This window comes from Vibrio sp. 1S139 (assembly GCF_041439475.1).
Lineage (GTDB): Bacteria > Pseudomonadota > Gammaproteobacteria > Enterobacterales > Vibrionaceae > Vibrio > Vibrio crassostreae_C.
The window spans coordinates 1-20,124 of record NZ_JBGOOD010000074.1; the positions used below are offsets into that span (position 1 = coordinate 1).

General features: G+C 43.6%; 18 protein-coding genes and 1 pseudogene. 6 read left to right on the forward strand and 13 right to left on the reverse strand.

Annotated features, from left to right (window positions below; genetic code table 11):
• Positions 1 to 293: 293 nt before the first annotated feature.
• From ACED46_RS18790 to ACED46_RS18825, 8 genes are all read right to left on the reverse strand, one after another.
• On the reverse strand, positions 294 to 698 hold the full coding sequence (locus tag ACED46_RS18790) for an Hpt domain-containing protein (RefSeq protein ID WP_017059589.1): 405 nt from the start codon (positions 696 to 698) through the stop codon (positions 294 to 296).
• Between the two features lie 394 nt (positions 699 to 1,092).
• A complete protein-coding gene (locus tag ACED46_RS18795; RefSeq protein ID WP_371722150.1) occupies positions 1,093 to 2,325 on the reverse strand; it encodes a glycine betaine/L-proline ABC transporter ATP-binding protein in 1,233 nt (410 codons plus the stop codon).
• Positions 2,318 to 3,217 (reverse strand): proline/glycine betaine ABC transporter permease, encoded by a 900-nt coding sequence (locus ACED46_RS18800; protein ID WP_017059591.1) that lies wholly within the window; start codon positions 3,215 to 3,217, stop codon positions 2,318 to 2,320. The genes ACED46_RS18795 and ACED46_RS18800 overlap by 8 nt, the downstream gene beginning before the upstream one ends.
• A gap of 147 nt (positions 3,218 to 3,364) precedes the next feature.
• Positions 3,365 to 4,357, reverse strand: a complete 993-nt coding sequence (locus ACED46_RS18805; RefSeq protein ID WP_371722151.1) for an ABC transporter substrate-binding protein — start codon at positions 4,355 to 4,357, stop codon at positions 3,365 to 3,367.
• A gap of 554 nt (positions 4,358 to 4,911) precedes the next feature.
• Positions 4,912 to 5,601 (reverse strand): tyrosine-protein kinase family protein, encoded by a 690-nt coding sequence (locus ACED46_RS18810; RefSeq protein WP_017059593.1) that lies wholly within the window; start codon positions 5,599 to 5,601, stop codon positions 4,912 to 4,914.
• Complete coding sequence (locus ACED46_RS18815; RefSeq protein WP_017067079.1) at positions 5,601 to 7,700, reverse strand: SLBB domain-containing protein; 2,100 nt, start codon at positions 7,698 to 7,700, stop codon at positions 5,601 to 5,603. The genes ACED46_RS18810 and ACED46_RS18815 overlap by 1 nt, the downstream gene beginning before the upstream one ends.
• Positions 7,697 to 8,533, reverse strand: coding sequence for an OmpA family protein (locus ACED46_RS18820; protein WP_017067078.1), 837 nt, complete (start codon positions 8,531 to 8,533; stop codon positions 7,697 to 7,699). Before ACED46_RS18820 ends, ACED46_RS18815 begins: the two co-directional genes overlap by 4 nt.
• A 62-nt stretch (positions 8,534 to 8,595) precedes the next feature.
• Positions 8,596 to 8,925 (reverse strand): STAS domain-containing protein, encoded by a 330-nt coding sequence (locus ACED46_RS18825; RefSeq protein WP_017059596.1) that lies wholly within the window; start codon positions 8,923 to 8,925, stop codon positions 8,596 to 8,598.
• A gap of 311 nt (positions 8,926 to 9,236) precedes the next feature.
• Between ACED46_RS18825 and ACED46_RS18830 the strand changes: the two genes are divergently transcribed.
• Complete coding sequence (locus ACED46_RS18830) at positions 9,237 to 10,079, forward strand: DNA ligase (RefSeq protein ID WP_371722155.1); 843 nt, start codon at positions 9,237 to 9,239, stop codon at positions 10,077 to 10,079.
• A gap of 101 nt (positions 10,080 to 10,180) precedes the next feature.
• Here ACED46_RS18830 and ACED46_RS18835 read toward each other — a convergent pair whose 3' ends face one another.
• Positions 10,181 to 11,551 (reverse strand): MATE family efflux transporter, encoded by a 1,371-nt coding sequence (locus ACED46_RS18835; protein WP_017063888.1) that lies wholly within the window; start codon positions 11,549 to 11,551, stop codon positions 10,181 to 10,183.
• A 161-nt stretch (positions 11,552 to 11,712) separates the two neighbouring features.
• Here ACED46_RS18835 and ACED46_RS18840 point away from each other — a divergent pair, with 161 nt between their 5' ends.
• Positions 11,713 to 12,321: a riboflavin synthase gene (locus ACED46_RS18840; RefSeq protein ID WP_050649098.1), complete on the forward strand. Its 609-nt coding sequence runs from the start codon at positions 11,713 to 11,715 to the stop codon at positions 12,319 to 12,321.
• A 108-nt stretch (positions 12,322 to 12,429) separates the two neighbouring features.
• Here ACED46_RS18840 and ACED46_RS18845 read toward each other — a convergent pair whose 3' ends face one another.
• Together ACED46_RS18845 and ACED46_RS18850 are read right to left on the reverse strand one after the other, a co-directional pair.
• Positions 12,430 to 12,633, reverse strand: a complete 204-nt coding sequence (locus tag ACED46_RS18845) for a CPXCG motif-containing cysteine-rich protein (RefSeq protein ID WP_017059600.1) — start codon at positions 12,631 to 12,633, stop codon at positions 12,430 to 12,432.
• Positions 12,634 to 12,696: 63 nt separating this feature from the next.
• Complete coding sequence (locus tag ACED46_RS18850; RefSeq protein WP_017059601.1) at positions 12,697 to 13,563, reverse strand: fructosamine kinase family protein; 867 nt, start codon at positions 13,561 to 13,563, stop codon at positions 12,697 to 12,699.
• 585 nt (positions 13,564 to 14,148) lie between these two features.
• Here ACED46_RS18850 and ACED46_RS18855 point away from each other — a divergent pair.
• A complete protein-coding gene (locus ACED46_RS18855) occupies positions 14,149 to 14,493 on the forward strand; it encodes a DUF3802 family protein (protein WP_010440912.1) in 345 nt (114 codons plus the stop codon).
• Between the two features lie 107 nt (positions 14,494 to 14,600).
• Here the strand turns inward: ACED46_RS18855 and ACED46_RS18860 are convergent, their stop codons facing one another.
• Positions 14,601 to 15,086, reverse strand: coding sequence for a C40 family peptidase (locus tag ACED46_RS18860; protein ID WP_017059602.1), 486 nt, complete (start codon positions 15,084 to 15,086; stop codon positions 14,601 to 14,603).
• Between the two features lie 104 nt (positions 15,087 to 15,190).
• Here ACED46_RS18860 and ACED46_RS18865 point away from each other — a divergent pair.
• A pseudogene (locus ACED46_RS18865) lies at positions 15,191 to 17,236 on the forward strand (methyl-accepting chemotaxis protein).
• Positions 17,237 to 17,351: 115 nt separating this feature from the next.
• Here ACED46_RS18865 and ACED46_RS18870 read toward each other — a convergent pair.
• Positions 17,352 to 18,161, reverse strand: coding sequence for a sterol desaturase family protein (locus ACED46_RS18870; RefSeq protein WP_171733000.1), 810 nt, complete (start codon positions 18,159 to 18,161; stop codon positions 17,352 to 17,354).
• Positions 18,162 to 18,229: 68 nt separating this feature from the next.
• Here ACED46_RS18870 and ACED46_RS18875 point away from each other — a divergent pair, with 68 nt between their 5' ends.
• Both ACED46_RS18875 and nagK read left to right on the forward strand, forming a co-directional pair.
• Positions 18,230 to 18,976: a tRNA-uridine aminocarboxypropyltransferase gene (locus tag ACED46_RS18875; RefSeq protein WP_371722153.1), complete on the forward strand. Its 747-nt coding sequence runs from the start codon at positions 18,230 to 18,232 to the stop codon at positions 18,974 to 18,976.
• A gap of 163 nt (positions 18,977 to 19,139) precedes the next feature.
• A complete protein-coding gene (gene nagK / locus ACED46_RS18880) occupies positions 19,140 to 20,048 on the forward strand; it encodes an N-acetylglucosamine kinase (protein WP_371722154.1) in 909 nt (302 codons plus the stop codon).
• Positions 20,049 to 20,124 lie beyond the last annotated feature (76 nt).

The window sequence follows — 20,124 nt, forward strand, 5'->3', positions numbered from 1 at the left end:
CAAGAGTATGGTTCGCACTCGTTTTACTCTGCCGCGTAGCGGCTTCGTTCAACAATACCTTAGGGCGCATTGTGTATTCCTTTTGAAACTTTATCCTAACCAATCAATAACATAGTGATATGCAACCATCAATACGAGTCTTGTGTATTTGTTATCTACCACATGCAATCTTTTAAGAAGCGGCCTGTATAACTTCTCGCATTGCTGTTCATGATGGAGCCCATCTTATGGCGACTATATTAATAACGACTGTTTTGAGTTTTTAATCTGATACCGATAATGAACATGCAAAGCTAGCTGAAGCCTGCCTCTTTCCTTTCAAGCAAGGCTTTTATTGAACGCTCTGCGAGCTCTAGTAATTCATCAACTTGTCGAAATGCCGCATCATGACTCTGTTCTAAACATAGCTTTTCTAAAGCTCGAGCTAATTCACCCAAAGGGCGATTACCTAACGAAAGCGCTGTGCTGCCGAGAGTGTGGACCTCGAACTCAAGTGTTTGAGCGTCTTTCTGCGTGACTGCCTCTTTTATAGCGACCAAGCGTGTTTGTGATTCTTCGACATAATGGTCGATCAAGATAGGGATAATGTCCGCACTTGTATCGCGAATCATTTGCTCCAGAACGCTTTCATCGACAAGCTCGCTCACTTGTTGTGAGTTTAGATTTGTAGCTGCGTCTGACGCTAAAGTAGAATTCATCAAACTAAGTCCTTTTATTGAGCTTAATATCTGTTAATACTATTAAGTTTTAGTCATTTTCTAGAATAATTTCAACTGGTTGCCGTACAAATAGAGCATTTAATTGGCATCTCACTCATCTTGCTATTGGGTTTGTGACAAACCTAACGGACTGATTTTATTTTGTTTTCTCTTATGAAATATAAACTTAGGTGCCTATAAAGCCTAAGGTGCGGGTAGATCTCAGAAGAAAACGAGCCCGATACAAATAAAAAAGACCACTGCAGTGAAATAACAACAGTGGTCTTAGAGCGGTTTATGTAGTTTAGGCTAATCTAAATAGCAATAACTCAAATAACGATAACCCAAACAATGATAATTTAAACAGCCGTGGTTTAAATCACGAAAAGTAGGACTACGAAGCTTTATCAATTTTTGGCTTTGGGTCGGCTTCTACTTCTTCCTCGCTACTTTCTGAGAAGATATCAGCAACAGCGCTTCTCTCGAGTTCACCTTTTAGATTACCGTCTTCATCAACAACTGGAAGAGAGTAGTCACAAGACATAGTGTCCGGTAGCACTTCTTCAATCACCGCATCTGGTAAGATGGCAGGGACTTCTTCGTATATCTCATCACTAAAATCATGTACCGATGAATCTTCAACGGCGTCTTGTAGACTTTCTTGTGTGACTAGGCCTTGATAGCCGTCATCTGTTACGTGATAAGCGTAATCGTTTTTAAGCATCTTCATTTGTGCCAGAGCACCTTCAATTGTTTCTGATGTGATTCGATACAGAGGAGGCTGCATAACGGTTTCAACGGTCAGTGCACGAGCACGGTTTACGTCTTTCACGAACGCTTCCACGTAATCATCGGCTGGATTTAGCAGAATCTCATGTGGTGTGCCTTGTTGTACTAACTCGCCGTCTTTCAAAATTGCGATTCTATCGCCTAGGCGGAGTGCTTCGTCCAGATCATGTGTGATGAAAACAATCGTCTTATGAAGCTTCTCTTGAAGTTCAATAAGCTGGTCTTGCATTTCACTTCGAATCAAAGGGTCGAGTGCCGAAAAGGCTTCATCCATTAACAAGATTTCAGCGTTAGTACACAGAGCGCGCGAAAGCCCAACACGTTGTTGCTGACCACCTGAAAGTTGCGCTGGGTATTGCTTGCCGTAACCTTTTAAGCCCACCGTTTCTAACCATTCGTTGGCTTTCGCTAAACGGTCTTCTTTTTTGATGCCTTGTACTTCCAACCCGTACGCAACGTTTTCAACCACGGTGCGATGAGGCATTAAGCCAAAGCGTTGGAATACCATCGACATTTTATGACGACGGAACTCTTCTAGCTGTTTAGTGTTGAGGCTCATCACATCAATGCCTTCAACCATGATTTTACCTTGAGTCGGGTCAATCAAACGGTTGAAGTGGCGAATCAGCGTCGATTTACCCGAGCCAGAAAGCCCCATGATAACGAAGATTTCACCACGGTTAATCTCAAGGTTGATCTCTTTCAAACCAACGGTATGACCCGTATCCGCAAGAATCTGATCTTTGTGTTCGCCGCTTTGAACTCGGTTCATAACAGACATTGGTTTCGGTCCAAACACCTTGTACAGACCACTAATTTCAATCAATGGTTTAGTCATGCTTGAATCCTCCTAAATGCGCATTAGTTCTTCTTGCGTACGCTTGTGAAGCGCGGTCAAAAAGGATTGCGAGGGCAACGATGGCGAAACCATTCATCAAGCCTAATGTGAAGTACTGGTTAGTAATCGATTTGAGAACCGGTTGTCCTAGGCCTTTCACACCAATCATGGATGCGATAACAACCATAGACAGTGCCATCATGATGGTTTGGTTAATACCCGCCATGATCGTTGGCATTGCTAGAGGAAGTTGAACACCCCATAAGCGTTGCTTTTTGCTCGCACCGAAAGCGGTAGCGGCTTCAAGGACTTCTTTATCAACTAAGCGTATGCCTAGGTTAGTTAAACGAATTACAGGCGGGATCGCGTAGATAACCACGGCGATTAACCCTGGAATCTTACCGATGCCGAGTAGCATTACCACTGGAATCAAGTAAACGAATGCAGGCATGGTTTGCATGATATCGAGCATCGGCGTAACGATAGATTGCGCTCGATTTGAACGAGCCATCGCAATACCAATCGGAATGCCTAAGAATATCGAAACCAAGGTACATACAGTGATGATACTGAGCGTCCGCATGGTGTCTTCCCACATTCCAAAGTAACCAATGAGAAGTAGAGAAGCAACACAGCCTAGAGCCAGTTTCCAAGAACGGCTTGCTGCGTAGACAAGGCTGGTACACACAGCCAGGACTATAATCCAAGGTGTTGAGATAAGGAGTTTTTCAAACCAAACGAGGAATGAAAGAAGAGGGTCAAAGAGAGATTCAATCATTTCGCCGTATTCACGGGAAAATTCACGGTATGCGCCATCTAGCGTCTTTTTTATGGTTCGTAAATCACCGCGTTCCATCTCTGGAAAGCTTGATAACCAATTGCTGTCAGCCATTTTATATCCTTATAGTTCGGAGCCACTTGTCCATGCGATAAGAAAATCGCTAATGAAAAGGGCTCCGAATCATGAATAACATCAAGTATAGCGACGTTATTTCTGTTTTATTGTTGAAGCGTAATTACTTGTTATTAAATCAAGCTCTTACAGCTGAGCTTCAACTTTCTTAGCCACTTCTTCAGAAACCCATGGGTGCCATACTTCTGGGAATTCACTTAAGAAATGCAGACTCGCTTCTTCGCCATCAGCTTGGTTGTCTTCCATCCAAGCAAGTAGCGAGTTCATTTTGTCGTTTGTGAAACCACGTTTAGTAAAGTAGTCGTACGCTTCAGGAGCACGTGACGCAAAACTTTCAGTGGTAATCGTGTGGACAGGTGAAGGCGGGTACATGGTTGCTTTTGGCGATTCACAATCTTCTTTGGTGGTACAGTTAAGGAACTCTTCCTCATTAACGCCACTGCCAAAGTCGACTTTAACCATGTCGTATTTACCTAGAACAGCGGTCGGTGCCCAGTAGTAACCAAACCAAGCTTCTTCACGTTCATAAGCTTTTGCGATAGAGCCAGATAAGCCGGCACTCGAGCCTGGATCAACAATCGTGAAACTGCTGTTTTCTAGCTCAAGAGCATTAAACAAGTTTCCGGCGCTGATCTGACAGTTCCAGCCTGCAGGGCAGCTGTAGAATGCAGATGTATCTGGGTCTTCAGGGTGTTTAAATAAGCTTGCGTTTTTGCGTACGCCTTCGATGGTTGCCATTTCAGGGTACTGTTTTACTAGGTAAGCTGGAACCCAAAAGCCTTCTTCGCCGCCGTTCACAAGTGCTTTACCTGCGTAGCGAAGACGTTTTTCTTCAACACCTTTATCTAATGCGTCTTTTAAGCTGTTGCTCCAAAGTTCAGGTGCAACATCAGGCTGGCCTTTTTCGATCATAGACGTGCCTGTTGGCATAGTGTCGCCAGGGATAAGTTCAGCATCACACCCATAACCATGTTCAAGGATGAATTGGTCGATATTGGCGATCAGTGTTGCAGAGTTCCAGTTCATATCTGCGATTGTTACGCTGCCACATTCTCCAGCGTTAGCATTACCGCTGGCTGCTGCTACTAACAAAAATACGGAGCTTAACTTGTATTTCATATTGAGTTTCCTTTCTCTTTAATAATACAACTAAGGTAACCAAGGTAAATTGATTATCTAAATTGCTCGATGGTGATCCTTTCCGTGTATTTGAACCATTTGAGCAGAAGGAGGGATGGGTGAAGTTTGAATAGATAAACGTGCGAAGTCAGTGAAGTGTGATTTGCCAATTCATCCACTGTGTTTCAACAGCCATCGGATAACTTTGTCAAACTATTACAAATTCGTCAAAAACCACCTCTATTTATAATCTTAGGGAATAATCGTACGAATTCCATCTTTGATTCGATTTATATGGCACTTTAACCGTCTGTGTCACATTACCGCTAAAGTTAGGCGTGGGGCTGTTGATTTTTGAAGGAATTTAAAGGGGGTAAGACCATGATTGATGTGTGTGAAATGCGTTGAATGGTTTTTAAAATCTTATTTTTAATAATAACTTCGCCAAAAATACCCAATTTGGTTTTGAGTTATTCAGAGCTTTTGGAGCTTGAAGTCTAATAGGATAGGTGGCTGTCATGGTTTAATGACAGCCAGAAAGTAGCAAAAGAAAGTTACATCGGAAGGTTCAAAAACTCATTTTGATACAGCTTGTTTGCCAAGCTATCGCGAAGCTTAGCGGGGATGAATTTCATTCGATTGATTTGTCTGACCATCTCTTGTGCAAAGCTAGGCTTTTGTTTCATGTTCATCACGCAGCCCATTAGGTTGATACTTTGTGCATCAAGCAGCTTTTTCGCTTGTTCTAGGTGGTGACTCGACGTTTCACCATAGGCGACAACCATCAATGTGCTGTCACAAGCACTCGCCACAGACTGAGCCGGAATGTTGCCTTTGTTTATGTTGAGAAGCGGTGAGGTATCAATGATGACTCTGTCGTATTTCTCTAACCATTTGTTGACCACGTTTTGTAACGTTGTCGGATCTTTATAAGCCAATTGCGTTGAAGCAACTTGTGGAGCAGGTACACCGATAAACGTACGCTGAGATTCAACATGTTCAATCAATTGACCTTGCTGATTATCTTCTAGCATATTCAAATCTTTGAAAGCAGGGTTGAATAAGTTGAGATCAACATAAAGTGTTGAATGACCCGCAAGAAGAAAACGCTCGGCTAATGCGGTTGCAATAGATGTTACGCCGTCACCTGAATGGCAGGCGGTGACGCATATTGATTTTTGGCCGTTAAGTTCAGAAGCTAAATACAGTTGCTCGACTTCGGCATGGGTCGCTGAAATTGTCATTATAAAGCTCCTATTAATACGATGGTGGTCGTGATACGCAGTATGTCATCAAGTCCGACGCGTGCTTTTTCAATAAAGCTTTCGCGACGGTCTGGGATGTAAATCGTGTCACCAGCGCGTAGCACCGGCAAGTTGTAAATGTTCGCCGTTTTGCTGAATTCAACAAGGTCAAAAGTACGAGCCTGACCTTGGCAGCAAGACATATTGACGATGGTAATTTTTTCTACATAAGCATTGTCGGTAGGTCCTGCTGCTTCTGCCAGAATATCTAGAATGGTCATGTTGTCGTTGAACACATAACGCCCCGGATTGTTAATCGCACCAAGCACACGAACGGTTTCTTCTTTCGGTGTATCTAACCAGTTTTTGCCTTTCTCTGGGATGTAAATCGTGTCGCCAGTGGTTACGTTTGGCAGTAACGATTCGTCACCGGTTTCGAAGTACAGTGATAAGTTAAGTTTGCTTACTTGCGAATAGGTTTTGTCACGATGCGTTACTCGAACGTTGTGGATGTCGGCATCCTTTGTTGGACCGTCAGCCGCAGACAAGATATCAAGGAAGTGCATGTCTTTGGTGAAGCGGTAACGACCGGGTGCATTCACTTGTCCAAAGATGTAGATCGAAGCATCAGAGCTTTGACGAACCCATTGTGATTTATTGTCTGAAGGATCTTGTGGCAAGTCGTGAACACGCACGATAGAGCCCGCTCGAATTTGTGGCATTTGGTCACGTGGCGCACCATTTCGAATAAAATCATCAAGGTTAAACACAACTAGCTTTCTACCAGTAACAACTTCGATTTTCGATGTGTCAGCGCGTAGCGTAGGGCCACCGACGTGTGCCAATAATCCCATGAAATTCATTTCATCTGACCATTCAATACGACCAGGTCGATTCACCTCACCAATCACGTTAACTGCTCTGTCTGGCGTGATTTTCAACCAAGACTTCTCGTTCATGTCGGTTTTCTCGGGAACGAAAATCGCGTCACCAGCTTTGATGCTAGGAGGGTTAGAGTTAGGTAAGCCTTCAGTGTAAGCCGCTAAATCGAATTTAAGCACTCTGCCATCTGCTTTGATAACACGGATTTGTCGTGACTCTGCAAATCGAGTTGGGCCGCCCGCATTCGCCAAGATATCCATAAAGGTCGCGTCTCTTTTGCCTTCAAAAGCACCAGGGGCTGCGACTTCGCCCATTACGTAAACCATGTTGGCGCCGGATTTGATCTCTTCTTCTTGCTTGGGAACGAAAATGGTCGCACCCGGGCGTAAAATTGGAAGCAGACTTTCGTCACCAGAATCTAAGTAACGTTTTAGGTTGAATAGCGTTGGGGTGTTGTTCGAAATCACTCGGATTTGCTCAACACTGGCATAACGAGTTACGCCGCCCGAACGCATAAGTACGTCGACAAGGTCGGTGTTCTCTTTGTAAGTGAACGAACCCGGCGCGTTCACCTCACCAAACACTTTGATGGAGTTACGAGAATCAGCACTGTCACCTGAGTTAGCAAGCTTTGCTGCGTCAAACTCTTGCTCGATGTTACCGACTAATGGAGAAGCTGGAACGAATAGTGAATCCAGTGATTGAAGAGTAGGTAATGCTGACTCGTCTCCTGAATCAAGGAATCGTTTGTAGTTAAACTCTTTCTTATCTGCGCCTCGCTTAAGAATCAGCTTATCCAGTTGCGCGCCCGGGCGTAAACCACCCGCAGCGTAAAGTGCCATTTGGATGCTAGAACCTAATGAGAGCGTGTATTCGCCAGGCTGTTCTACATAACCTTGCACGTAGATGATGATTTGCTGCTCTTTTACATACACTGAAGCGTTCGAAAGATCTTTGTAAGCGGTTGCCAGCGACTCTAGAACGACTTTGTTAAGCTGTTCGCTGTCGTAACCCGCAACAAACACAGCGCCTACTTCTGGAAGAGTAATACGGCCACGCTTATCCACTTGGAACCCCGTGTTTAAGGTACTTTCACCGGGTACGTTAACTTGGATTAGATCACCGACTTGAACCGCGTCTGAAAACTCATCGTTAGCATTGACGACATTCGCAAAGCATAACGATAGGGTGATGATAAAAGCGATCAAGGATTTCATAATCCACCTCCCATTTTCTCGGCATTCTTAGGCGAGACAATTTCAATACTTACTCGGCGGTTCGTTAAACGCGTGCCGTCGGATTCACCTTCAAAAAGAGGGACGGTTTCGCCAACAGAGACGGCTTTGATTCGTTGAGCGCCTAGTCCAAAAATAGTCAGGTAGCGTTCGACTTGTTTCGCTCGTCCAAGTGCTAACTTGTCGTTGTATTCTTCGGCACCCGTTGCATCAGCATGGCCGGTAACAACAAGGTCTAGGGATTTGTGTTCTTTAAGTAAAGTGGTCGCCTCGGCCAGTCTTCCCATATATTTAGGATTTACTTCAGTCGAGTTTTCCGCAAATTGGTTGTCAACATTAAGCAGGTCATACAACTGTTCAATAACCGACAGTTGCATTCTAAATTGATTTTCATTTTTTGGTGGCTCACAGCGGGCTTGTGAAGTTACGTAATCCAGTTGGACCTCAAGTTCATTTAGGCGTTTTCTTTGGATCACTAAGTCGTTGGCTGCATCCAGTAGTAGACCGCCTTGAAGTTCACGAGCAATACGATTTTGCTTTTCGATTGCTTGAACAACAGCAGCTGGGAAACACCAACGAGCACCTTCTTGGATCAAAGCATCAAGGTGCAATTTAGCGAGCTGCCAATCAAAGCGTAATCCATGTTCTGGACCAAGAGGCTCGTCTGGCATGACAGGAGAGAAGTCTGAGTTTTGATAGTTAATAGAATCGTAACTTTCAGCCAAACCCCCTGTGCCTTGTTCAGGATAGCTAGTACAGCCACCCAGAACGAGAGCGGACAGAGAAAGGGCTATGTAGTTTTTCAGTATTTTCATGCCAACGTCCTATGTTTCTAATTTTTCTTATTATTTTTTGTTACTTCTAGCTTAGTGGGTCTTCATGAATTTGCAGGATTTTTTGAATTTACTGGGATAGCGTGGCCAATACGTAGTAGGTTCATAATTTCAAGAGGCTGACCAGTCACATTTTCAAGTCGCATGTTGCGTTCGCGCTCAGTCAGACGTTTGAACATATAAACAATCGCGCCAACACCAGATGAATCTAAAAACTCAACCTGGCTAAAATCAACTTCGATTTCAGGGTGACCATCGTTAGAAATCACATCATCGATGTCGGTTTGTGCATCACGACTGCCTGCTGCATCCAGATCACCGAAAATAGAAAGTGTCAGTGTCGTTGTGTTTAAATCAGTCTTACGTAGTTCCATAGCGATATCTCCTTTTAAGTATGTATGGACAACTGCACTGAATGTGCCAACTTTTATGTTGTTATTTTTCAATAATTTATGTTTAGTACGAATTCCTATCTCAAATTGAGAAAAGACGTTTCTCAATATGAGAACTAAAAACGGCGGAATATATGAGAGTTATAGGTCATTAATTTAATGAATAAATGAAAAGGTTAGATAAGGTTGATGAGTGGATCGCATCTTCTAGCAAAGGTTGTCTACCTACGTGTCAGAACGCTTAGGATTAAAGGCGTTTGTTGACTACTACAGATATCAATACGGAGCAGATGATGAGATTAACTAAATTGGCGATAGCAACTCTATGGGCGTGTTCGCTTTCTTCTCATTCATCCTATTTACCTCCCGACCATTTGGTACTGGCCAATACATACCAACAAGGCATTGATGTTTCTGAATACTGGAAGAGTGAAAAGCTTGATGGGATTCGGGCTCTTTGGGACGGACAACATCTTTATACACGCAATGGTAATCGCATTTACTCACCCAAGTGGTTTACTGAAAACTTGCCTAAGGTCCATCTCGAAGGAGAGTTGTGGGCAGGAAGGGGCAAGTTCCACCTTGTTCAATCTACCGTTCTCGATCATACGCCGAGTGACACAGCATGGCGCCAAATCGATTTCATGCTGTTTGACATGCCAGGCGCTGCGGGAGATTATCAAAAGCGCTATTACAACATTTTGCATTGGGTAAGCGTGATTGGAGAATCTCATGTCAGCTACATAGAACATGTACCAATTCACAGTGAAGAGGCTTTGTTTCATCAACTTGATAATGTCGATGAGCGTAATGGCGAAGGTTTGATGCTTAGAAAAATCACCAGTCGTTATCAAGCAGGCCGAAGTAATGATTTGTTAAAACTGAAAAGGCATCATGATGCCGAAGCCACAGTTATTGGCTACAAGGGTGGGACAGGGAAGTATAAAGGGATGATGGGTTCAATCTTGGTTCACACAGAAGAGGGTGTGGAATTTTATATAGGCAGCGGGTTCAGTGACCAAATAAGACTCGCACCGCCAGAGATCGGCAGCCGTATTACCTTTCGTTACAATGGTTTTACTCAAAACGGAAAACCCAAGTTTGCGCGCTTTGTTCGAGAGAAGAGTGAATATTAAGGCAGATACGATCTACCTGACCATTAAACGAAAAAGAGCCCTGAAAATCAGAGCTCTTTTTTTTATTCGAAATCAGATAGACCGACTTAGCGAGTACGAATCTAGCGAGAACTAAATTCTAACTGAACGTCATCGTCCTGCTTGTGCATCCAGTGTAGACGCATACCCAGCATAATCGCGGCTGACGTTAGACCGACGATGAAACCAATCCAGAAGCCGTGCGCACCCATAGGGTCAACAATCCAATCTTTCATACCCAAGATGTAACCGATAGGAAGACCAAGCAACCAGTAAGCCACAAAGGTGATGTTGAAGATTGAACGCATGTCTTTGTAGCCACGCAGAGCACCCGCAGCGATAACTTGGATGGCGTCAGTACATTGATAAACCGCCGCGAACAACAGCAACTGCATTGCAACCATAATTACTGCCGTGTTCTCTGTGTAAAGTAATGCAACCTGTTCTCTAAACAGAATCGTTAACGCCGCTGTCATAAGGGCTGTCACTAAACCAACAATGATACCCACGTGTGTCGCGATCTTCGCACCTTCGGTGTTGTTTTCGCCCAACTTATGGCCAACACGAATACTCACGGCTGCACCGATACTCATTGGAATCATGAAGACCAGCGAAGAGAAGTTGATCGCGACTTGGTGCGCGGCAACAATCAATGAACCCAATGGTGCAACTAACAGAGAAACCACCGCAAACAGAGTTACCTCGAAGAAGATAGCGGCCGCCACAGGGAAACCAAGTCTAAACAGACGAATTTGAGCTTTAAGTTGCGGTTTATGGAACGTACCGAAGATGTTGATTTTCGCCAAACGCTTTGATGTTAAAACGTAAGCGAACAGTAGTGCAAACATCACCCAATATACGATAGCCGTTGCAACGCCACAGCCAACACCACCCAGAGCAGGAGCACCAAGTTTTCCGTATACGAACATCCAGTTCAGCGGGATGTTTAATAGCAAGCCAATAAAACCAATCACCATCGCAGGCTTGGTTAAAGACATACCATCGGTAAAGCTTCGCAATGTTTGGAACAACAAAAACGCAGGTACAGCAAACATCACCGCATTCATATAGCCGATGGTCTTTTCCGCCATGAGTTGTTCAATGTCCATCCACTCCAATATCAATTGTGTTTGAAAAAGCACACCAATGATTGGAAGGGAGATGACGAGCGCTAAAAATGCGCCTTGTTGAATTTCGAATGGAATTTTTACTTGTCGACCAGAACCATTCAGTTGTGCAACGACAGGAACCAACGCCATCAATAGACCAACACCAAATAGGATTGATGGTAGCCAGATACTTGCTGCAATCGAAACCGCCGCCATATCGATAGCACTTACGCCACCGGCCATTACGGTATCAACAAAACCCATTCCAGTTTGTGCAACGGATGCGATCAATACTGGGGTCGCAAGTTTGATTAGATTCGAGGATTCTTCTTTGTAACGATGCACAAACAACTCCAAATAAGAGGGAAAATTAGAATAATAGTGTAGGAAAGGACATTCTGAAGGAATCAGAGACAATGATCTTAAGCTTCCACTGGACGAATCATAAAGAAATGTCACAATAACTGCTATGAAAAACTGTTACTAGAATGCTAAATAGGAATCTTATGTTTACAGGTATCGTTCAAGGCATGGCAACACTGGTTGCTATCAACAAAAAAGAGTTGTTTCAAACTCATACCATTGAGTTAAGTGACGAAATGGTTGAGGGGTTAGCAATTGGCGCTTCAGTAGCTCATAACGGTTGTTGCTTAACGGTAACGGAAATTTCTGGCAACCAGATTGCTTTTGATTTAATGCAAGCAACATTGCGATTGACGAACTTAGGTCAGCTGAATGTTGGTGACAAAGTGAATGTTGAGCGTGCAGCAAAGTTTGGTGACGAAATTGGTGGGCATAGCATGTCTGGCCACATTACTCTGATGGCTAACCTAGTCGATGTGATTAAAACAGAAAACAACCGTACGCTTTGGTTTGAGCTGCCTCAAGAATCAATGAAGTATGTGCTGAGTAAGGGTTACATCGGCGTTGATGGTTGTTCATTGACGATTGGTGAAGTGGAAGAGAACCGTTTCTCTGTTCACCTGATCCCAGAAACACTGAATCGTACTCTGTTTGGCGGCCGTGAAGTAGGCGACCAAGTAAACATTGAGTTCGATCCACAAACGCAGGCAATTGTTGATACTGTCGAGCGTGTATTAGCGAACCAGAAATAGCCACTAAGCGCATTGAATCGGTGGCAATAAAATCACACCGATGACCAAATTAAAAAAGAGCACGTGGGGTGCTCTTTTTTGATCATGGTTTAAACGAGAAACTGATTGTCAGAATACTTGTTCATCATCGGCATCAATCGAAAGGTTGATTCTGTCTCTTACTTCGTCAACCTGCATATCCAAATGAATGGCATTGCAACACGCTGGACAATCATCATAGAAGTCTTGGCTACCATTAGATGCATCAAGCGTGATGTTAATACCGTGCCCACAATGCGGACAGGAGACATGTTTCTCTGTGTATTTATGCATGGCAAATTCTCCTCACTGTAACTGATACCAATCGTATTCGGTTATAAACAGCTGTAATTGGTATTAAACGGCCTGTATCTTCTGAATGCATGCTTCAGTGTGTGCTAAATATTCGCCGCCAAATTGATTGCAGTGGTTAAGAAGATGGTACAAGTTGTAAATGTCTTTCCGATCAGTATAGCCAACGTCGAGTGGATTGACGCTCTGGTAACCTTCATAAAACTCTTTAGGGAAACCTTCAAACAATTCAGTTAACGCCAAATCACACTCATGGTCCCCCCAGTAACAAGCAGGGTCGTAGCAAATTGGGCCAAACGCAGAGTTAGCAACATTGCCATTCCAAAGATCCCCATGAAGCAAAGAAGGGCGAGGGTTGTGGCCAGCAAGACGCATATTCACCACATCAACGATGTCATCGATATCACCAAACTCGATGCCTTTCTCTTTGAGCAGTTGCAGTTGGAAACCAATGCGTTGCTCAGAGAAAAAGCGACCCCATTTCTTATGCCAAGGGTTGGGTTGAAGTGTGCTGCCGATATAGTTGTCTTGGTCGCAACCAAACTCTTTTTGCTCGCCCCATTGATGAAGCCGCGCAAGCTGAACGCCGAAATCGAAGCTATTGTTGCCCGTCTCGAGCGGTTTGGTCGGCAAGTAATTCAGAATAATGAACGAGCACTCTTTGGTTTTGCCAATAAGCACCAACTCAGGAACGTAAACAGTGGAGGTTTCTCTTAACAAGCGTAAGTTCTCAGCTTCAATTTCAAACTTAGGTAAAAATTCTCGCTGATTCACTTTCACAAAGTAACGCTCATTACCATCGCTGATCATATAGCAATCGTTAATGTCGCCACCAGAAACCTTGGTACGTTCAGTAATCTGAAAGTTAAATAGAAGAGTATCTGAAAGTTGTTGAGAAATGGCCTGCCACATAGGAAATCCTCAAAGACTGAAAGTTAAAAAGATTGAAGGTTAGAAATACTGTTTGTTTAATAGCAATAGTTTAGGATAAATCTGAACAATTTATAGACGCACTCGTCAATGTTCTTAGCTCTTCTTCATCTTACGTAGAATCAATTGGCCGAATTGTGAACTCGAACTGATTCAAGCTCTTTGAAATACAAACATAAATTGAAAACCTGACGTGATGAAATAGTTTGGAACTGGTCTCACAATCGAAACGGTTTTGAACGCCACAAACTGGAAAAGAGGTTTGAGCTTGTTATTGTCTAGCGACTAAATCAAATGAGCTTTTAGAGTAAGTTGAAAGGGCTATTGTTAACTGGCGCAATACTTTGCTTCAAAGTTTGTCTTACACTTCTTTAGCGTGAATTTACTTATGTCGTAAGTAGGCAGGTATACCACATAAAGCTATATCGATTTAATTTTAAGCTGAAATACTAACTAGGATCATTTAAATGTAGTTTTGGGCAATAAAGTGATGACAAATAGCTTCATTTACATAGTATTAGGCAAGTACGTATTAATCTGCTCTAGAGCTTAAAACGGAGAATTATTGTGGTTGTAGAAACCGATGGCTATTTGGCTTTAATCGAGCACCTATCATTCAACCTTGATGTGTTTACCAATAGTAATGGTGATACTGGAAACGAAAGTGTCGAAGACATTGTTACCGACATGATTTCAACAAACATCATGGCTATTTTCGAGCAAAACCCAGAGTTGCATTCGAGCGTTCGTTTTCAACTTTTGAAAGAAGCAGATGCCGTAGTAGCGGATCTTGGTGAAGTATTAGCGGGTGTGTGGGCTAAGAAAGCGACTAACGAACAAATTGTATTCCTCGATGAGTACATCGCGTTAGTGAAGAACCTGTTTGATACTGCTGTTGCTAAATACGATTAACGGTTTGTTTGCTCATTTATCGTCGTAATTAATCAGCATAATAACAACGGGCGTTTAAGTCGTATCTTTCTAGAGTTACCTCGCTCAGCGGTTTATCTTTCGAACCGCTATAAACGCCTAAAGTGCCAAAACTTGGATGCCCAGTAAGGGTTATCTAACCTAGAAATAATGACACCTTTCGATGTCGAGGCATGTAGAAATTGGTTGTTTCCTAAATAAACGCCTACATGTCGCACCGTCATCGAAGTCTTGAAAAACACCAAGTCACCGCTTGTTGCCTGCCCATACGCAATTTCTTTTCCCTTTTTACTCTGGTCTTTTGTGGTTCTTGGTAGAGCTTGTTGAGTCGCATTTTGCACGGCGATTTGAACAAAAGCAGAGCAATCTATACCTCGAAATGAGGTCCCACCGAAATGGTATGGCACGCCTTTCCACTGTTCATACACGCTCATATAAGCGTTTGTAGTCAATTGTTCTGACTTTGATAGGGGTTTCTGTGCGGTTTGACTAAGCTGAGAAGGCGAAGGTGACGAGCTACAAGCAGCCAATGTTGCTAAAGTTATTGTAACTACAGCCATTTTTCTGATTTTCATATGTAACTCTTCTGACAAAAAACTGAAATAAAAACGTCATCAAGGACTTCTAGTATACGACCTAACTTAAGGATATCTCTTTTCGTAGTCAAACTGGATTTCACATGCCCGACACAAATTTATCAATAAAACCCTCACGTTATACATTCTCGCTCATTCAAACCGTCACTGCTGTATTTATTTCCATTCTTTTACTTGTTACTTTTTTATCAATGGTTAGCATTCGGGGCGTTGAACGGGTCGGGGGACATTTTGATGCACTCTCGGAACAAGCATTACCCCTTGCTCTACATAATGCCGAATTAACGCAAAGCGTATTAGAACAAGTAAAACTTCTCACTTACAGCACCCAATCAACCGACTTAGATACACTGAATGCCACAAGGGGCTCAATTGACCAACTCGCGACAGAGAGTAATACCACGCTAGAGGAACTTCTTTTTATCTCCCAATCTTTTCCTGATGCGATCTCTTTAGAGCAACAACAAATCCTTGTCGATGACATGGCTCAACTGCAAGCTATGACTAATACGGTATTGCTGGCGCAGATTGAGATTCAAAGTAAGCAAAATCTGGTCGACAGTAAAATGGGCGAGTTCCGTTATGGCGTTGGATCTATAGGACCAGAAATGAATCGAATCAGCTCATTCTTGGTTGAAGACAACCCAGAAGCGAGCGATGCAGCGAACCGATTTACATCCAGTGCGTCTGCTATGGCGAACACCTTCTTGATGTTGATGATGCAATCTGACATTGATAAAGCACAAGACGAATACCGTCAATTGAGAAACCGAATCGCAGGCCTTAACTTGGCTTACAGCGATTTTGCCGATTGGCATCCAGACATCGCTGAGTTCGCGAGCTTGACGGCGCCTTACGAAATGGTGAAGGAAGGCTTTACCGAAGAAGGCGTAATCAAACAGATCCTCTTGAAACTCGAACTGGTTCAGCAGCAAGAACAGAACTTAACGCAAGTTATCACCCTCGCTAATACAGTCATAAGCACATTGAATCAGTTGTCTTCTACCGCTTCCCACCTGATTGATGAAAGTGAACTGGTTGTAAATCAAACCATCACCAATATTGATCGTGTGTTGTTTATCAGCGGGCTAGTGATTGCCGTAATCATTGTGATTTCATGGTTCGTGTTACGCCGTTGGATGAATAAAGGGCTTAAAAACATTACTCACCAGTTGAGTTCACTTGCAGATCACGATTTCTCTAAACAGAGTGAACTACTCGGGCCGCTAGAGCTGCAAGTTATCACTTCAAAACTCAATACGGTCGTTGATTCCACCGCGGACTAAGTTCGTTTAGTAACGCGCAACTGTGAGACGCTTTATCAAACGGCTGAAGTAAGCCATGACGCCGCAGAGCAAACCAATTCAAGCTTGAACGAGCAGAACGAATCGCTACAGAATATGATCACCACCATTACGGAGCTGGAAGCATCGATTGGTGAGATTGCTCGTATCTCTAACGCATCGAACGACGATACTCAAATAGCAGAAGATGAGTCAGTGAATGGCAGCCAAGTGGTTGGCCTTAACCAACAACGATTACAAGCGCTTGAGCACTCTCTTAGCATGAGTGAAGAGTCGATGGCTGACTTGGATGGTCGAGTGAAACAGATTCGTGAAATGGTCGACGTGATCAGTGGTATTGCTGAAAACACCAACTTACTCGCATTGAATGCCGCAATAGAAGCAGCGCGAGCGGGAGATCAAGGCCGCGGGTTTGCAGTGGTTGCCGATGAAGTGCGAAAACTGGCGAGTGGTACCTCCCAACAAACCACCAATATTCGCAACATGATGAACGAGCTAGTAGCGGCAGCTGATCGCTCACGTGCTTCTGTAACGGAATCGAGAAGCGAAATGGCGAATGTACTGGAAACCAGTGGCGATGTAAAGCAGGCCTTCGAGAAAATCGAATTTGCGGTTAGCCAGATCAAAGGGCGTGTTGAGCAAATCATGGTGGCTACCGAAGAACAAGCTCGTGCAACTGTCGATGTTACCCATTCAATCACTCGAGTATCTGAGCAGGGCGAAAATACTAAGCTGCAACTTGAATCTATGATCGAGAGTTCAGAGCAAGTCGGAGAGATAGCAGGGCACCAACAAGCTATGCTTCATAAGTACGTATTGAAGTAAGTGTGTCAACGTCGTCCGGAAGTGGGAATTGCCGCTGAAAGGTGAGAAGCTACGCATATAAAAATGGTGCAATCTCTTATGAGTTTGCGCCATTTTTTATTATTTTCTTGAGGCGTTAGGTCTTGTCTTTCGAATGAGGGAAGGAAGCGAATGGTTGGCGTAACATCAAGTCGAGCCTTTGTTCTTTTCCGTCTCGTATTTCTGGTACACCGATGCTTACCTTATCGTGACCAAGCTTGGGTTGAGCACGATACGTTTTAAACCAGATATCCCAAACTGATAAGAAGAACCCAAAGTTAGAGTGGGTCTCTTTGACGATCACTGAATGGTGCACTCGATGCATATCTGGCGTGACAATCACTTTACGAAGCTGCTTGTCGAACCATAAAGGTAAACGACCGTTGCTGTGATTGAACATAGCACTCACATTAAGCACAACCTCGAATATCACAACCGCTAGTGCGGGCACACCCAATACGAAAATCAACGCGACTTTAATTAACATAGATAAAATCATCTCGATGGGGTGGAAGCGGGTACCAGTTGTGACATCGATATCTAAATCGGCATGATGGACGCGATGAAGTTTCCACAGGACAGGGATACGGTGGAAGACTAAATGTTGAGTGTAAATGGCAAGATCTAATAACACGACACAAAGGAACACGGTGATTTCAAAGGGTAGGCGAATGTTATTGAACAGACCCCATTGATTTTGTTCCGCAATCAGTGCCGCTTGAAATGCCGCAACAGGTATTAATGTCGCCAATAAAACACTGTTAAGCGCCATTAATGAGAAGTTATTTCCCCAACGAAACCATTTATTTTGAGTCAACGTTTTTCTTGGCGCACGATATTCCCACAACGCACACAAAACAAAAGCGCTAATAAAGAAAACAAGGCGAAGCAGTGATGGGTCTTGCATGGGAATTCCTTCTATCATTCTAGGGACACTGTAAGTACAATCGTGCCACTTTTCTAGATTTATCGTTATTGTCCATGAGAATCCACGCTTTTCACCGTTTATATCAACACCGTTTGTCTCTTTCTACCAAGCCGTTTAACGCGCGCGGGTGTAAAGTGGTTCGATGTGAGTTCTGTAAAATCAAACAAGACAGCTGTATCTGTGAACATCAACCAGACGTAAATACGAACGTCGCGACCATGTTGATCTTATCGGACAACGAAATACTCAAACCAAGTAATACAGGCCGTTTAATCCTTGATACCGTTAAAGACAGCTATGCCTACCTTTGGCACCGCACTGAACCGAATCAAGAGATGCTTGATGTGCTGAAAGACGATAAATATCAGCCAGTCGTGGTCTTTCCTGAAGATTATACCGATGACAAATCGCGTGTGGTTGCAGATCTTGCTGAAATGCGAGATTCGAACAAGACGTTGCTGCTGATCTTTATTGATGGTAGTTGGCGTGAAGCACGACGTATTTTCCGTCGTTCAGAGTATCTGCAAGACTTACCGGTGTTGTCGATCGAACCAGAATCGGTTTCGCAATACATGATGCGTAAGTCAGACAACGAACAACATCTCTCGACTGCAGAAGTAGCGAGCTTGGTTTTGAAACAGGCTGGTGAAGAGCAGGGCGCAAAGACTTTACAGCTGTGGTTTGAGACATTTCGTGAAAGCTACATGCTAAGTAAGACGCGTTATAAGTCCGATCCAACCAAACCAAGCCTGAACGCTTTCATAGAGCACACTAAAAATGAGACGTCACTCTAACCTTTAACCGCTTTGTGCTGACTTGTTGTTCAAACAGATTCGAACACGAGATAAGTTTGTTATCCATCACGGTTTGTAGGGGGAGTGTTATGGATAATGCGTCCTAGATGTTTAATTTGAAAAATTTATTTGCCCGAATTTAGGGAAAAATTGGAGAGATTTCATGTATTACGGCTTCGATGTTGGCGGCACAAAAATTGAATTTGGTGCGTTCAATGAAAAACTTGAGCGAGTAGCAACAGAACGCGTACCAACGCCTACTGAAGATTATCAACTGCTACTTGATACGATTGCCGGTTTGGTGAAGAAGTACGACAGTGAATTTTCTTGCGAAGGTAAAGTTGGTCTTGGTCTTCCTGGTATGGAAGATGCTGACGACGGCACAATGCTGGTTGTTAACGTGCCAGCTTCAACGGGGAAACCACTACGTAAAGACCTAGAAGCACTTATTGGTCGTAGTGTGAAAATTGAAAATGATGCGAATTGCTTTGCGCTTTCAGAAGCGTGGGATGACGAGCTTAAAGACGAACCATCAGTAGCAGGCCTAATTCTAGGTACTGGTTTTGGTGGCGGGTTAGTTTACGAAGGCAAAGTGTTCTCTGGTCGTAACCACGTTGCTGGTGAACTGGGCCATATGCGTCTTCCTATTGATGCTTGGTTCCACCTTGGCGACAACGCACCGTTACTCGGTTGTGGTTGTGGCAAGAAAGGTTGTCTAGACAGCTACCTATCAGGTCGTGGCTTTGAATTGATTTACGAGCACTACTTCGGCGAGAAGAAGAAAGCAATCGAGATCATTCAAGCGTACAACGAAGGTGAAGCAAAAGCGGCTGAGCACGTTGATCGTTTCATGGAGCTATTGGCTATCTGTTTCGCGAACCTGTTTACCGGTCTTGATCCACACGTAGTTGCATTGGGTGGCGGTCTTTCAAACTTCGAACTTATCTACGAAGAGATGCCAAAGCGTATCCCTAAATACCTACTGTCTGTAGCGAAATGTCCAAAGATCATCAAAGCGAAGCACGGTGATTCAGGCGGCGTTCGTGGCGCTGCATTCCTTAACATTAAGTAATCGTGACTTAAGTTAAGCTAGCTACATAGACAGGATCTTAAGAGCTAACTTGTTTATTTAGATAGAAAAAAGGCTT